This window comes from Thermodesulfovibrio thiophilus DSM 17215 (genome assembly GCF_000423865.1).
GTDB classification, from domain to species: domain Bacteria; phylum Nitrospirota; class Thermodesulfovibrionia; order Thermodesulfovibrionales; family Thermodesulfovibrionaceae; genus Thermodesulfovibrio; species Thermodesulfovibrio thiophilus.
On the sequence record NZ_AUIU01000003.1, the window covers coordinates 1 to 16,165 of the forward strand.

General features: G+C 33.7%; 10 protein-coding genes. 6 read left to right on the forward strand and 4 right to left on the reverse strand.

What is annotated here, in order from left to right; translation table 11 throughout:
* The first annotated feature begins 137 nt into the window (after positions 1 to 137).
* The 6 genes from G581_RS0100485 (at position 138) to G581_RS0100510 (ending at position 10,587) form a co-directional block, all read left to right on the forward strand.
* Positions 138 to 767: a hypothetical protein gene (locus G581_RS0100485; protein WP_028844142.1), complete on the forward strand. Its 630-nt coding sequence runs from the start codon at positions 138 to 140 to the stop codon at positions 765 to 767.
* Entirely contained in the window at positions 767 to 3,916 is a 3,150-nt protein-coding gene (locus G581_RS0100490; protein WP_038064482.1) for a CHAT domain-containing protein, read from the forward strand. The genes G581_RS0100485 and G581_RS0100490 overlap by 1 nt, the downstream gene beginning before the upstream one ends.
* 343 nt (positions 3,917 to 4,259) lie before the next feature.
* Positions 4,260 to 4,700 (forward strand): hypothetical protein, encoded by a 441-nt coding sequence (locus tag G581_RS0100495; RefSeq protein WP_028844144.1) that lies wholly within the window; start codon positions 4,260 to 4,262, stop codon positions 4,698 to 4,700.
* Positions 4,701 to 5,078: 378 nt separating this feature from the next.
* Complete coding sequence (locus tag G581_RS10080; protein ID WP_169368344.1) at positions 5,079 to 7,331, forward strand: caspase family protein; 2,253 nt, start codon at positions 5,079 to 5,081, stop codon at positions 7,329 to 7,331.
* A gap of 113 nt (positions 7,332 to 7,444) precedes the next feature.
* Positions 7,445 to 9,721 carry a GNA1162 family protein gene (locus tag G581_RS0100505; RefSeq protein WP_028844145.1) on the forward strand — a complete coding sequence of 759 codons (2,277 nt, stop codon included), beginning with the start codon at positions 7,445 to 7,447 and terminating at the stop codon, positions 9,719 to 9,721.
* 17 nt (positions 9,722 to 9,738) lie between these two features.
* Positions 9,739 to 10,587, forward strand: a complete 849-nt coding sequence (locus G581_RS0100510) for a DUF4384 domain-containing protein (RefSeq protein WP_028844146.1) — start codon at positions 9,739 to 9,741, stop codon at positions 10,585 to 10,587.
* A gap of 184 nt (positions 10,588 to 10,771) precedes the next feature.
* On the opposite strand, the gene G581_RS0100515 is transcribed toward G581_RS0100510, so the two are convergent.
* From G581_RS0100515 to G581_RS12125, 4 genes are all read right to left on the reverse strand, one after another.
* On the reverse strand, positions 10,772 to 12,874 hold the full coding sequence (locus G581_RS0100515; protein WP_028844147.1) for a CHASE2 domain-containing protein: 2,103 nt from the start codon (positions 12,872 to 12,874) through the stop codon (positions 10,772 to 10,774).
* Positions 12,864 to 13,916, reverse strand: a complete 1,053-nt coding sequence (locus G581_RS0100520) for a FecR domain-containing protein (protein ID WP_038064485.1) — start codon at positions 13,914 to 13,916, stop codon at positions 12,864 to 12,866. Before G581_RS0100520 ends, G581_RS0100515 begins: the two co-directional genes overlap by 11 nt.
* An 81-nt stretch (positions 13,917 to 13,997) precedes the next feature.
* Positions 13,998 to 15,743, reverse strand: a complete 1,746-nt coding sequence (locus G581_RS0100525) for a transglutaminase-like domain-containing protein (protein WP_239639000.1) — start codon at positions 15,741 to 15,743, stop codon at positions 13,998 to 14,000.
* On the reverse strand, positions 15,652 to 15,924 hold the full coding sequence (locus tag G581_RS12125; protein ID WP_028844150.1) for a hypothetical protein: 273 nt from the start codon (positions 15,922 to 15,924) through the stop codon (positions 15,652 to 15,654). The genes G581_RS0100525 and G581_RS12125 overlap by 92 nt, the downstream gene beginning before the upstream one ends.
* Positions 15,925 to 16,165: the final 241 nt, after the last annotated feature.

Genomic DNA, 16,165 nt, shown 5'->3' on the forward strand with positions numbered 1-16,165 from the left:
TATTGATTTTCTTTTTTCGTTTCCCTGTGTTATTATCTTTTTTAGGTTTTTCCATTCCCCTATATTATCACTAATATAACCATTAATCAGACACAATTTTATTTTAACCTCCTTGTAAAGCATTTTTACCTGAGGGAGTGGTTATTGAATATGACCTAAAAAACGATTTTGATTTCAAGATGCCTTATACAATAGAGATAAAAAATCCTATTATTCCGATGAATAAAAATGAGCCATTTTTTATAATTTCTTCTATCAGAAATGAAATTCCTATAGAAATTAAAGAACATTCTTCTGAATCAGAGCACAATGAAATGACACTATTAAAAAAAGAGCTTATTGATACAACAGTCAAGGCAATAGAACTTGAAATAGAGAGATATCGAGTATCCAATCATAAAGATAAAGAAAAGAAAATTGCTTATCTTCAAAAAGAGCTTGTTAAATTTAAAAAAATAAAAGCCGAAACCTATATCATAGGAAATTTTGAAGAAAATAATATTTTGGGAGATTCTCAAAAGTTTGGGCCACTTATACCACCAGAATTAAGGGAAATTGAGATTACAGTTACAAAAGGTTATAACTATGGCTCGATTCTGGAAATTAAAGGAATGACAAGATCAGGTCCTTTTTATCATATAGCAGGAATAAAAGGTGGTAATTTTAAATATCTTACTCCAGGCAAATATAAGGTGTATCTAGTTTATAAGAGAGAATATTTCGGTCTCATACCTGACTATTATGTTTATATTGGTGAGAAGAAATAATGAAGGAGAAGATACAAAAAATTTTAACCATTTTTACTATACTTTTTCTTCCTTCTTTAATTTTTGCTCAACCCAAGACTGACGCAGAAAGATTATGGGAGCTTGGAGATAAAGCGTATCAAGAGAAAAGATATAAAGAAGCAATTTACTACTATGAACAGTCCCTTGCCAGATGTGGTGGCAACGATTATGAATGCTCTGCATCAAACTATAACGGTCTAGGATCTTCCTATGAGGATATGGGTAATGATGAAAAAGCATTATTCTATTATGAAAAAGCAATTGCTGCAGCGCGTAAACTCGACAATAAAGAATGGCTTGCTGATGATCTTTTTCTTGCTGGCTCAATTTATAATCGCAAGGCTATCGATTATGAAAAGGCTTATAGATATCTTTTGGAATCAAAAAAACTCTTCTCTGAACTTGCGATTAAAGACAGCCTTGCTATTGTATTTCATGAGCTTGGTAAGTCAGCAAGAGCACTTGGAAAGTATGAAGAAGCTATTCAGAGCTTTAATGAATCAGCAAGGCTTTATAGAGAAAAAGGAGATCACTTTTCCATAGGCGCCAATATGAGTCAGATTGGTTTAGTCTATTCAAAAATGGGTCAATATGAAAAAGCACTTTCATATTATGAAGAGTCATTAAAGATTGCAAAGCAATATAAAAATTATGAAGCAATGTCTATTGCAATGAGGGAGATAGCTGATGCATACTTCGATCTTCATTATCAAGATAAAGCCATCTCTTACTACCTGGAAGCAATAGAGATTCAGAAAAAACACAGTCTTAAAGGTGAACTTGGAATAACCTTGAATAATCTCGGGACTCTTTATATGGATCTTGGCAGGTATGAAAAAGCATTATCTCAGTATATAGAATCTCATAAAATATCAGAGGAACTTAATGATAAAGCAACGAAGGCTACAAATCTTAACAATATTGGTCAAGTATATGCAAAACTTGGTATGTCTGATAAAGCATTGGCTTACTATCAACAATCTCTCGAAATTGAAAAACAGCTGAAACGACCTGATTATTTAGCATATGTTTTAAATAATATAGGGATGGAATATTTCAGGGTGGGCAAATATAATGAGGCATTACAGTATCTAAAAGAAGCTCTTGAAATCGATAAAAAATTGAACAACCCGTATCTTTTAGAAACCAGGCTTAATAACATTGGCGCTGTTTATCTTAGGCAGGGTAAATACAGAGAAGCGGAACAGGTTTTTCTTGAAAGAAAAAAACTTGAAGATATGATTAAACCAAATAGAATGTTTCATCCAGGACTTGTAGAGGTCTACCTCTTAACTGGCAGATATGATGATGCATTAAAGCTGGCACAAGAGCTCCCTCCTTCCTGGCGGGATAACACAAACAGATATATTGAATATTACACACAGGTAGGTCTTGCTACAAAAGGAAAAGGTCTTTATAAGGATTCTGCAGAATATTTTGTAAAGGCAATTAACATTATTGAAGAAACAAGGAAGGCTGTATCTAATAGGACTCATTTTTATATTGGTGGAGGATATTACAGCAGATTGACTCCATACAGAAGCATTGTTTCTGTTTTGTCAAATATGAATAAAAAAGGGGATTCACTTATTTCTAATCTCAAACAATACGGTAACTCACTACCTTCCGTTGCATTTTATTTTTCAGAGCTTACAAAGGCAAAAACCCTTCTTGAAGCAATGACAGGTGCGTTAAAAAAGGTAAAAAAAGATGAAATACCAGCATATTTAAAAGTTCGTGAGAATGAACTTCTTCGTAATCTCTCATTCATTGACAGCAAATGGGAAGATGCTCTTAAAAAAGGTGAAAAAGCAATAACAGATTTACAAAAAAGACGTGAAGGTATTAAAAAAGAGCTTGATTCTTTGATTAATGAACTAAGGCAAAAATATCCAAGATATGCAGCACTTAATTATCCCATGCCTATTAAAGCAGAAGAATTACCTTTAAAAGAAAATGAAGTTTTATTTGAGTATGCTATCACAGATGATGCTACTTATCTATTCATTGTAAAAAAAGGAGGAATTAAAAAACTTGTAAAAATCCCGGTTACAAAAGAGAATCTTGAAGAAAGCATTAAGGCATTCATAGAGCCGATTAATATAAAAAAAATTGATAGATTTTCGGTAGCTCGGGCAAAAAAGCTTTATGAAATCTTACTTTTAGAAGCATTGAAGGATATAGGGGAAAATGAAAAAATAATTATTGTTCCTGATGGAATTCTTGGTATTCTTCCTTTTGAGTCACTTATTATTAAAGAAGGTTCAGAATTTAATAGCAGTATTTATGTGGCAGATAGATACTCAATTACATATTATCAATCTGCTACAATCCTTGCATTAAATAGATTTTTCAAGGGGACTCAACCCAGGAAAACCTTATTTGCAATTGGCAATCCAGTTTACAGCCCTGATGACCCACGATATATTGCGTGGAAACATGGAAAAACATCACCTATTTTTGCATCCTCAGGAAATTATTCATTCAGAGGGCTTGCTATAAAATCAAAGTGGGGAGCCGTAACAGAAGAAGACCAGGATAATAAAATAATATTTCCTCCTCTTCCTGAGACAGAAATTGAAGTAAAAGAGATTGCCAGAATAATGGGGATAAAGCCAGAGCCGCCTGATATTTTATTAGGAGTATTGGCAAATGAGACAAATCTTAGGCTATCAGGACTTGAAAACTACAGATATATCCATTTTGCAACCCATGCTTCACTACCTGGCATGATTCAGGGAATAAATGAACCATTTATCCTGCTTGGTCAGGTTGAAAATAGAGAGAATGATGGATTTCTAACATTGAGTGAAGTGGCTGGTATGAAACTTAATGCAGATATAGTGGTACTTTCAGCCTGTGTCACAGGAATAGGTAAAGAGGTCGAAGGTGAAGGAGTATTAAACTTTGCCAGAGCATTTCAACAGGCAGGTGCGATGACTGTAATAGTAAGTCTTTGGGAAGTGGCATCAGAGCCTGCTGTAGAATATATGAAAATATTGTACAGTCATCTAAAATCAGGTAAAACCAAAGAAGAGGCCTTGAAGCTTACAAGGACGTTAATTAAGGAAAAATATCCAAATCCTTTTTACTGGGCTGTGTTTATATTGCATGGAGAGGGAGAGTGAATGCATGATCAAAATATAGTTGTTAATATTTTGTTTTCTAATTATTGGATTAAGCTTTAATCTTTCTATGAACCGTCTTTCTTAAAAAATGCTTTGACTGAATAATAAGAATCATAAAATAATTGAAGGTTTAAATAGTAAGGATTAATAGTATAAAAACATATTCTTTTTAGTAGAAGTTCGGATTTTAAATTATTGTAGGATATTAAATTTAAATCAGATGAAGATTGCAAAATTTTTTATCTTGAAATGGAAGGGAAATATACCTTGACAGAGTGTACTAATTTAATTAGAATTCAGTTAAGAGATTATAAAAATAAAAGAATGAATGCAGGAGGACAAGATGAAACGTTTATTAATTTTTTGTTTGATTGCTGCTTTATTTCTGGTATCTCAGGTTGGAGCACGCTCACCCTTTAATGAAACAATAGATACCGCTGTTGATAATAAAAAGATGGAAAAAGAATGCCAATGGAGTAAGTTATCAACTGATCCACAGCCTCAACAAGAAAGGAACAAATTTAAAGAGGAGATTAATAAAAAAATTCCAACATCCATAACTAAAAGTGAAACGAAAGGCTCAGATCTCTATAATCCGGTTAATGCAGTTTGCAAAAGCGAAAAACAAATGCTTGCAAGTAGTGTAAACTGCACTCCGTGGAATATGCAACCTAATGGATGTTATGAAAGAGTATGCTGTTGCGATAAAAATGGAGCTTCCTATTGCGAAAGATGTTGTCCAGACAGTTCAGGGAAATGTACTGCTCATAGAGTAAAGTGCTAAAACAACTTCATATTTCATATAAAAGAATATTAAAAAAGCAAAGATAAAAAATGTTTCTTTTTTAAGACAAAATAAAGTGATATTGAAGAAATTACCTATGAAGAGTGGGAAGTCTTATTTATTATATTTACAGCTATATAGTTATAAATTTAGGTTTAATTTTTAAAGTTTATAAGCAATAGTTAGGTTAAGATCAACTATAAGAGGTTGCTCTTTCTATAAAAAGAGAGTTATTGGTGAGCCCGATGCTGTGAAATTTATGAGATCAACTAAAAGATGCTTTTCATAAAAATAATCAAATATGTAGTTTTATTATTAATTTCTGTACTTATCTGGTCATGTACGCTACAGCCTTATGTTAAGTTAGAATCTCCTAGTATGCAGGCTGAATTTAAAGAAAAAGTTTCGCCAGTATTAGGAAATTTTAAAATTTCTCATGATGGCAGATATGTTCTAGCTATTAATTACAATGGGCAATTCAGTTTATACAATATAGCAGATGGCATACTGATACTGAACGGAAGTTTTATACCGAACACAGCTGTAGGAATGAAAATTGGCGGGGCTTGCGCAGTGTCACCTGATAGCAAATATTTTGCTGTAGGAGGAAGAAAAACAATCTTTTTATGGGACATTGAGAATAAGGAAGAAATTGGCAGCCTTGATATAGAAGAGGTAATGGATATGGCATTCTCTCCTGATGGAAGATACCTTCTGGCAGTCGCGCCAGCTGATTTAGGTTTTCTTACATATATACATCGACCAATTATGAGACTGTTTGATGTTAAAACATTAAGAAAAGCAAAAGATTTTGATATAACTGACGTAAGAGAGCAAGATTTCAATAGAAGAGTATTTTTCGCAAAGGATGGGAAATATGTATATACTTCTTCAGCTCTTTATTTAAAATTATGGAATGTATCAACTGGAAAATCAATTAAGGAAGTCAGAATAAGGCCATGGTTTTCTTTAGATGCAATTACAGAAATTTCTCCTGACGGCAGATATATTGTTTCAGCAAATACCGCAGGTGAAATTATTGTATGGAATGCTGAAAATCTTAATGCAATAAAAAAAATCAAAACTGATCAGACAATCCTGTCAGTGGATGTTTCACCTGATGGTAAATATATCATATGTGGAGGAAGTGATAAAATTGTTGTTCGAGATTTCAATACACTGAAAGAGATAAAAACAATAGAACATTATACATTTGGTTCGCAGATGAATGCTGTGTATGTGAAGTGGTCAGCTGATGGTAAAAGAATAATATCATCAGCTGGAGATTCAATAAGAATATGGGATTTTGATTCCGCTAAAGAAATAGCATCGTTCATTAGTTTTGAAAATGGTGAATGGATAGTTTTAACTCCTTCCGGATATTATAACAGTTCTGCTCATGGTGACCAGTATTACAGTGTAAAGGTTCAAGACAAAGAGTATACTGTGGAACAATTGCGTGAAGCTTTTTACAGACCTGATATCGTAAAGCTTGCTCTATCTGGTGGTTCTATCAAAGATCTAAAGACAATAGCAGAAGTCAAACAGCCACCGGTTGTATCAATCGTAAATACTCCATCAACTACAGATAAAGACGCAATAAAGATTACTGTCAAATTGGAAGATCAAGGAGGAGGGATAGGGGATGTGAGATTATATCTAAATGGTGTATCAGTACTGATTGATAGCTCAAGAGGGATTACAGTAAAACCAAAAGAAGGAGAAAAGGTAGTATTTAAGGAATATACAGTAAAGCTTACAAGAGGAGAAAATAACATCTCAGCCGTAGCATTCAATGCAGAAAACACCATGCAGAGTAACCCTGCCACACAGAGAGTAATAGCAGATATAAAATCATTTAAGAAGCCATCCCTTTATGCGGTTGTAATTGGGATAAATGAATACAAAAACCCAAAGCTCAAATTAAAATATGCAGTGGCTGATGCCAATCTATTTGCTGACACATTAAATACTGTGGCAGGCATGATGTTTGATAGGGTAGTAATAAAAAAACTAATTATCCCAGCTAACACAACCAAGGAAGCCATCAAGAAAGAAATGAATGAAATGAAGTCAATTAGTCCAGATGATGTATTTGTATTCTATGTAGCAGCTCATGGCACTGTGGATGAAGGTGAGTATTTTCTATTAACTGCCAATGTTGGTTCTGTCAGTACACATAGATTAAAAGAGGATGCTCTTACCCAGACAGACATAAAAGAACTTATAGCAAATATTCCATCTACCAAGAAGATGGTCATAATAGATACCTGTAATGCCGGTAAACTTGGTGAGGCATTACTGCAGACTGCGCTGCTTACCAGAGGTATGAGTGAGGATGTGGCGATGAAGATACTCTCTAGGGCTGTGGGTTCTACAATTATATCAGCATCCACATCTCTTCAGGAGGCGATAGAGGGATACAATAATCATGGACTTTTTACCTACATTTTATCAGAAGGCTTAAAGGGTAAAGCAGACACAGACAGGGATGGATTTATAAAGACAATAGAGCTAGCAAATTATGTAGATAGTGAGGTGCCAAGTATTGCAGAGAAGATATTTAAGCATCCCCAATACCCAACAATAATACCGATTGGCACATCTTTTCCTATAGGAAGGGTGAAATGAATTGAAATATCAAAATGTGCTATAGAAAGTGAAAATTACCTTGCATTGCTAATTGGAAAAATATATAATTTTAAAAAGTGTACAAGATTTTTCAATAACTATGTGAGGATGATATGAGAAAATTTTTGATTATATTAGGGGTTCTTGCTTTTGTTTTCGCATGTTCTCCTTTATCAGAAACTAAAAAAGATATCCAAGAACTGACTATACCATCTGATGAGCTACCCAAAATAGTTGCTGTTCTACCATTTGAAAACAATACAGAAGAAAAGGGTATTGGCAACCAGGTAAGAAAAGCCTTTTACAATCACTTCAGCTCAAAGCCATACATAGATATAGAGCTTAATGTTGTTGATGAAAAGATTATTCAGTTAGAAAAATCAAGAGATAAAAGCATTCTTGAAATACCATCCAATGAGATATGTCAATTTATTGGTTGTGATGGTTTAATTTATGGGAAAGTCACAGATTATAAAAAGATTTATGCTGTAGCTTACTCTCAGCTTGGAGTAGAAGCAGAGGTCTGGCTGATAAACGCTAAAACAGGAAAAGAAGTTTTCAGAATTAAAGATTCTGTAAGATACCACGAAGGCGGTATCCCTCTATCTCCTTTAAGTGCTGTAATGACAGCAGTTTCTAATGCAATGAATATAAGAGATATTCAGCAAGTGAGAATGATTAACGAACTCTGTTACAAATTCAATGAGAAGATTCCTGCACCTGCAGGAATTACTATTGAGGAAAGACCTGTTATTAAAGAAGTACTCACAAATGCAAAAAACTCTCCTTTTGGAAAGGGTAAAATTATTCAAGTTGGTGCAGAAGGAGACAAAGGAATGGTTGCAACATTTGATATCGGTAATTTCAAAAAGGGTATTTCAATGAAAGAAACGCAACCAGGAATCTATATTGGAGAATATGTTGTGCTTCCAGGAGATAATGTTAAGGAGGCTCCTATAGTTGTTTCACTCAGGAAAATTGCAGGTTATGAAACTCAGTGGATTGATGTATCAGGTTTTGTAACAATTGATACCACTCCTCCGCCTCAGGTAAAAGGTCTAAGAGCAAAAGGGTTTAATGATAGAATTGAAATTTTGTGGGAGCAGGTAAAAAATGTTCATGACCTTAAAGGATATAAGATTTTACGAAGTGAACAGGCTCTTACAGGGTTTAAAGAGATTGGTAGAGTTGAGATCAATTTTTTTGAAGATAAAGATGTTCAATATGGAAAGCATTACTACTACCGTGTTATCGCTTTTGATGATGCAGAAAATGAATCAGAAATTCAGGATGCTGTAAAAGCTTCGCTAACTAATAAAGAGCCTCAGATTCTTTCAGGAACAATTGAGAAAGATCTGGTTCTTTCAGGAGTGTATATTGTTAAAGATTTTTTGAAGATTCCTTCAGGATTAACTCTTAAAGTTGAACCTGAGAGCAGGATAATGTTTAATGAGAGCGCAATAATTATTGTAGAAGGCAGAATTGAGATAGATGCTGGTGAACTATCTGTGGAGTTTATTCCTTTGGAGCAAAAGAAATGGAAAGGCATCGAGATTAAGAATGGATATGTAATGATGAAAGGATTCAGGATTAAGCATGCTGAAAATGGTATAAACATCAGCGCATCTGGAGGAGTCTTACAAAACGGTATAATAACAGATTGTTATAAAGGGATCTCCATATTCGGTATCCCGTCTCCTCTTTTACAAAATCTAACAGTCTCAGGTAGTGATACAGGTATTGAACTTATCAAGACTAATACAAAATTGCTTGCAAATAACATTTTCCAGAATAAAACAGGTATAAAAGTTAATGGATTTTCAGGTGAAATAAAAGATAACAATATATTTGATAATACTATAAATATTTTCTCTGAGAAACCTGTAAAGATTGATGCGAATTACTTTGGATCAATAAATCTGGAAGAAATGAGGCTTGAAAAGGTTCAATTATCTAGGGTTTATGATGATAAAACTCCTGAAGGTAAAGTGGTTTCAGTGATTATTAATCCTTATGCAGTTTTATCCATTGCAGAACGTCAAAAAAAGGCAACAGAGTTTATAGCTGAGGCTGGCAATTACTTTAGGAAGAGAAATTATGGAAAGGCGGTAATATTATTTGAAGAAGCATTAAAAGCAGAGCCATCTGCCGAGGGTTATTACTATACTGCCCTGTGCTATCATGAAATGAAAGAAGATGAAAAAGCATTAAACTATCTCAAGGAAGGAGTAAATAAGTTTCCAATGGATTCAGGATTGAAGAAGTCATTAGGTCTTATTTATTATCAGATAGGTAAAACAGAAGAGGCCAGAAAGATTTTTGAGGAAGTGTTACGTCTCAATCCAGAAGACAGTCAAATAAAATTTCTAATTGAAAGAATTGATAAATGATTAAAAAGGAGACTTGTATGAAAAAGCTAGTTTGTGTAAGTTTAATGCTTATAATAATGATTTCAACTGGTTATGCAGGGCAATCAACTATTGCAGAGTCCGAAGGCTATGCTTGTATGGGTGAGGATAGGACAAAGAGACAGACAGAGGAAATAGCACTTCAGGATGCAAAGAGAAAGGCACTAGAACATGTGAGCACATACATCCAATCCGAGACACAGGTCAAGGATTTTGAACTCCAAAAGGACATTATTAATGCATATGCCAATGCAAAGGTGAGAATCATTGAACAAACTGCTAAATGGGATAATGACCCTCCAAAAGTAGGTGATTGCTATAAATTGACCATAAAGGCAGAGGTTATACCTGATGAGGAGTCAATGAAAAGAATTTTTCAATCAAAGGAATTTAGTGATCCTTCAACACCTCTTAAAGTGCAGGCCTGGACAGAAAAAAAGGAGTATAAAGCTAATGATAAGGTTAAGATATTTCTCCGAGGCAATAAACCCTTTTATGCAAGAATATTATACAGACAGGCGGATGGTACATTACTTCAAATACTTCCAAATCCTTATAGAAAAGATAACTACTTTCAGGGAGGAGTTGTATATGAGATACCATCTGGTCCTGACAGGTTTGAACTTGAGGTATCTCCACCTTTTGGAGAGGAAGAGTTTATTGTCTATGCAAGCACGGGAGAGCTTGGAAATCTGGAGGTAGAGCCATCAAGTGGAGTGTACAAGATAAAAACAAGGTTTGAAGATGTTGGAGACAAAACAAGAGGAGTTACAATTGTACAGAAAGGAAAATCTTCTAGTTCAGAATTTTTTGAGGAAAGATTGAGAATAAACACAAATGATAATTAAATCTGGGAAGTGTTTTATACTTAGATATATCGAGAATTTACAATATCCATAACAAGTCTTATAAGTCAAAAAATCTTTATGTAACTATCCGCCTTTTAAAATAAAAGCAGACCGTGAAATCTGTGCTTGATGGATAGATTTAAAAATTGAAACGTAATTTAAAGAAGCAGATTTATTTGTAAGATTATTTTTGTTTTGCAGTAAAAACTCCATCCCATTCTGAAGAAGGTGGATCTAAAATATAACTTCCGCATCTTTCTTTAAAAAGTATTGAGGCTTTATCGTTAAACTGAGATGCAATATTACTGAATAAAGTTTCTGCTTCTTTAAATTGTCCTTTTCTGTAAAGATGTAGAGCTTTTTCAAAATCTTCTATGGCTGAAGTGATTGACGAACTTTCTTCAATAATTTCAAAGATTTTTACAGGTTTGTTTTTACCTTTAACCCTTATTAAGTCAAGTTCTCTTATTAAAAAATTTTGTTCCATTTTTTCAGAATAACATGATGATTCCATCGCATTGAAACTGCTTTCACTTATAATTATTTTTGTTCCATAAAGCTTGTTTAATTCTTCAAGCCTTGATGCAAGGTTAACTGTATCTCCAATTGCAGTATAGTCAAAACGTGTACTTGTTCCTATATTTCCTGTAATTGCTTCCCCTGTATTTATCCCAATGCCTATATTTATCTCAGGGAATCTTAATTCATTAAATTTTTTATTTAATTTTTTAAGCTCTTTTAACATTTCTAAAGCTGTAAAAACAGCTTCTTTAGCATGTTCTGGTAAATTCACAGGTGCATTATAAACTGCCATTATTGCATCTCCGATGTATTTATCAAGCATTCCACCGTGTTTAATAACTATGTTAGTCATAGGATCAAAATAGTTATTAAGTAGCGTTACGAGTCTTTCAGGTTGAAGGGATTCAGCGATTACTGCAAAATTTCTAATATCAGAAAATAAAACAGTTATTGTCCTCTTCTCACCACCGAGTTTTAAAGCATCAGGCTTCTTAATCAGAATGTTTACAACGTCAGGAGACACATAGCTTGAAAATGCTTTTTTAAGAAATTTGCTTTTCTTTTCAACCATCAGATTTCTGTACGCTTCTGATGTAACATAGCACATTGAAAGAGAAAAGAATGGATAGATTAACGAAAGATCCAGAAAATATTTTTTAAATATGAAAAAATTAACAATATATGTAAAAAAGACAACAATAATGAAAAGACACAAGGATATAACTGTTCTCGGAATTTTTGTAAAAATAAGAATGAGCAAAATAACAGGAATAATGATAAATAAAATATCAAGTCCTGCAACCCATGCATTGTAAATTAAGTATCGCCCTTGTAGGATATTTGATACTGTTGTGGCTGATATTTCAACCCCTGGCATAACAGGATCAAAGGGTGTATTACGGATGTCAGCTATTCCAATTTCTGTTGCACCCACCAGAACAATAACATCTGGAGGGATTTTTATTTTCCCATCTATGATGTCAATGGCAGATACAGTTTTAAATGAGCCAGTCCTTCCATAATAATTAATTGTGAGGCTACCTGATTCACTGACAGGAATTGTTTCATTTTTAATTTTTATGCTTTTTATACCATATTCAGCAATCTCTACAATCAATGGACTATTTTTGAGTTTACTGATTGTTTGGAGTGCAAGATGAGGATACAGCTCTCCTTTATAAAGAATAACTAAATTAATCTTTCTATAAACTCCGTCTTCATCAGGAAAAATATTGAAAAATCCCATGCTTGCTTTGATTGTTGGAATATTGAGCTCAGCATAGGGAAACTCTATCACATGTAGAGGTTTTATCCCTTTTGATGTTTTTAATATTTTAATTCTTGATTCTTTAAGGTTTATGTAAGACTGCCTATTAACAGATGTTTCATCTTCCCGAAAGTAGTAACCGGCAACTGTGTTTGTCATGTTTATCATATTTGAAAGAATTCTGTCAGATTCAGGATTTGAAGTTTCTGAAAATACAATATCAAGAGCAATCACTTTTGCTTTATTTATATTTTTTATGAGTTTCGAAATTACTTTTCTGTCCCATGGCCATCTTCCAACTCTGTCTAGACTTTTTGAGTCTATAGCTACAATTATGACTCTGCTGTCAGGCTCAATCGATCCACGAAGTCTGAATCTGGCATCCTTAAGTTTAAGGTCAATAGAGGCCAAAAAGTCTATTTTAATGAAATAAAGAAAAACGACAATAAATGATGAAAGCAGACCGATACAAAGAAAAATTAATAGCTTATTTTTCATTCTCTAAAAGTTTTAAGAATGTTTCAACATTTATTATATATCTCCCATTTGGATACTCTTTTTTATACTGAGTGAGTCTTTCTATCGCCTGTTTTTTAAATCCAAGTTCGTAAAGTGTCATCCCCGTGAGATACAGCGCTGTTTCTTTCTGCGGGATCTCAGAGTCTTCTTCAACAACAGTGAGATACTCAGAAAGTGCAGCTTCAGGTTTTTTTAAAAATCTTGAATATATAGCTCCTCTTTCAAGTCTTGCATCTGCCCTTATTTCAGGATTATCACTAAGATCAATGGCTATCTGAAAAATGTACAAGGCTTCTTCATATCTTCCAGAATCCGCAAGATAATGTCCATAGTTAATATCCCATCTTGCAATTATATGAGGAAGAGATTCTGAAATCTTCCAATCTACAGGAGGAGTTACATCTGTAATATGGGAAAGTCCATTTTTAGCTTCAGAAAGAAGTGTTGCTGTTTCTACTTTAACAGGCTCTGTTGGAGTAAATCCCCTTGTATTTTGAATAATTGTATCAGGTCTAAGAGGTTTTTCAACTGTATCATATCCTGCTATGTAGGCTGTATCTTCATTCCCCAAAAATACATTTGCATTCTCTTGATTCAGTATCATAAACTCCGTTCCCTTTATTCCCGCCACTGCTGTTGGTGTTTTTATCCTGTAATTAGTTGTTTGTCCTGTGAGTTTTACAACAGTTACTCTTAATTTTCCCTTTGTAATATAGAAAACTCCATATTTTCTATCTTTATCAATTAAATACTCTGAAATCTCAAACTCTGTATTTTCTGAAAGAGTAAATCTACTTCCATCACAGAGTTTAATAACTGACCAGCTTCTTGATTCTGTTTTTATCCAGTATCCTTTTTCAACTAATAATTCAGTTTTGGCTTTTTTATAAGAGAGTCCTGTTTTTTCTCTGTAAAGAACTGTTCCATAAATCTCCTCAATCTCTCCAATTGATGCACAAATCGCACCCGGAAGACAAAAGAAAATAAAGATGCTAAAAAGTATGACTCTGCTTGCTCTCATAATTAGCTCATTTCAAACAACTATACCTCAACCCTCCGTGCATTAGCATGAATTACTGTAAACTATATTTACCTCAGATTTTTACAGCCTTTTCGCTTTTACTTTAAATACAAAGTCATAGTTTAAAATATCTTCCCACTTGAAACCTTTAATAGTTGAGCGAGTATCATCAGCATCGCCATATGGATTTCCTGGTATATAAAACCAATTCATGATTACATCTCCTGAATGCCTCAGCACTATCCAGTATCTACCTTTGGTTATTTTTGGTTTTTCAGGAAATATGAAATCAAGCCAGTAATAACCAGGACGGTTCTGAATATTATCAAGGAATACAGGATTTGACCTAAATCCCTTTAACGATGGTTTTCCATGTTCATCTGATATAAGGTCAATATAAATTGTTCCATCACCACCGAATTTTCTCATTGCAAGTGATAGTCTTTCGATCTCTAAAGGTTCATTAACTGTGAATGCCTGAGCATATATGTATTGCGATGTGACATATTCAGCTGTTTCTTTATCAAGAATCTTTACTGCCCTGTCTCCTATGATTTGATATAGATCAACAAGATTTGGGAAATCCATATTGCCAAATTCAAATACTTTTTCCGATGGAAGAGGTTTAAATTCTTCTTGAGGAGGTGGTTTTTGAATCATTTCCTTTTTTACAACCATTTTATTGCTTAAAATATAAGCCTTAGGTGATGATTCAGAAGCTTTTGGTGAAATATGAATTCTATCAGATAAAAATTTTGCATCAACATTTTCGCTATATGCTGGTAGATATGGGTATGCTCTCCATGTATCATTAACTTCATCTGATTCAAGTGCGTGGGTTTGTTTTATATGTCTTGATGATGTGAATTGCTTTGACTGCTGAGGATCATAAGAAAGCCATCCAAGATCAGGAAAATAAACTTCTATCCAGGCATGTCCACCCTGTCCTATACTCTGAACAAGATAGTTCTTACCAAGTGGAATTTTCCATGGGTATTTGAGGGATAATCCTCCGACAACTCTTGCAGGAATTCCAGAAGCTCTTAAAAGTGCAACTGTAAGATGCGCCAAGTTCTGACAGTTTCCCTTGCCTGTTTTTAATGTATACAGTGCATCAAATTGTTGAGGATTATAGGTGTATCTTACATGGTCAATAACCCAGTTAAGTATCCTGGTTATAGCTTCATACTCTGTTTTTGCATCGTTTGTGAGTTCATGAGAAAGTTTCAAGATATCGGCATTTTCAGATTGAACCAGTGCAGTTGATTTTAAAAATAACTTTTCAGTATCAGGAACATTTTTTAAAGGAAACTCCGCTGTTGAACTTTCTGCTCTTAATTCTGAATTCACAGAAGCTTCGAATGTTATTGTTATTCTTACGGAGTTCTTAAGATTTCTCCATTTTACAAAGCCCCATTGATTACCATATTGGTCAATTTCTTTTTCAAATTTTTCTGGTTCAGGCTCAATTTTTATATCCAGATTATTTATGTGCTGACTAACAAACTTATTTGAAAAATTCATTGGAAGCGCAAATTTAAATTTCAGTGTTTCTAAAGGTTCTGAGACATTAAAACGCATTTGCTGAGAGACTTTAACTGTACTTTTAAGATTGCCTTCAAGAATAACTGTTTTTGCTGAACCAAAAAAAGGATAAAAAATAAAAAACAATATTATGATAAGTTTGATAGTTATTGCCAGTTTTTGACAGGGTAGGCATTGCCTACCCTGTGCCTTAGTTGCACACATTATTTTTACAACTACCGCTACAACACTGACTGTTGCTTGTGCACCACCATCCAGAAGGAGTACATGGCTTTGCAGCAAACAATTGCTCATTGCTTGATTGCTTTAGTGCTTGAGCTATCTCCAAGTGGCTCTTTTCCTGCACACCCTTAGCGTCATTGTTATTTTGAAAACCTGAGTTATTATTTTGAGCAACAGTAGAACCAATAAAAAGAACAGTTATAAAGCATACAGCTATAATCAGAGAAGATTTTGTAAACATCTTTAGACCTCCCCTTTTAGTTTTAGCTCCAAAGGAGCCTACTCAATTGTATCTAACTATTAAAAATACTTCAAGGTAATTTTACCTTAAATTTTTATTAATTGCTTTGTATTTTATCCTGTATGTTATTTATCACTCTGTCGGTAGTATAAAAATATATTGTGTAAATTTGAGATGATTTAAACAATGCTTACTTTTTCTATAAGATCATTTTTAGGAAACTTATGAAATTGACTTAGTC

Coding starts and splice junctions, on each gene's coding strand:
- G581_RS10080 (WP_169368344.1), top strand. CDS start 5,079: ATGCAGGCTGAATTTAAAGAAAAAGTTTCGCCAGTATTAGGAAATTTT.
- G581_RS0100520 (WP_038064485.1), bottom strand. CDS start 13,916: ATGAGAGCAAGCAGAGTCATACTTTTTAGCATCTTTATTTTCTTTTGT.
- G581_RS12125 (WP_028844150.1), bottom strand. CDS start 15,924: ATGTTTACAAAATCTTCTCTGATTATAGCTGTATGCTTTATAACTGTT.
- G581_RS0100515 (WP_028844147.1), bottom strand. CDS start 12,874: ATGAAAAATAAGCTATTAATTTTTCTTTGTATCGGTCTGCTTTCATCA.
- G581_RS0100490 (WP_038064482.1), top strand. CDS start 767: ATGAAGGAGAAGATACAAAAAATTTTAACCATTTTTACTATACTTTTT.
- G581_RS0100505 (WP_028844145.1), top strand. CDS start 7,445: ATGAGAAAATTTTTGATTATATTAGGGGTTCTTGCTTTTGTTTTCGCA.
- G581_RS0100495 (WP_028844144.1), top strand. CDS start 4,260: ATGAAACGTTTATTAATTTTTTGTTTGATTGCTGCTTTATTTCTGGTA.
- G581_RS0100510 (WP_028844146.1), top strand. CDS start 9,739: ATGAAAAAGCTAGTTTGTGTAAGTTTAATGCTTATAATAATGATTTCA.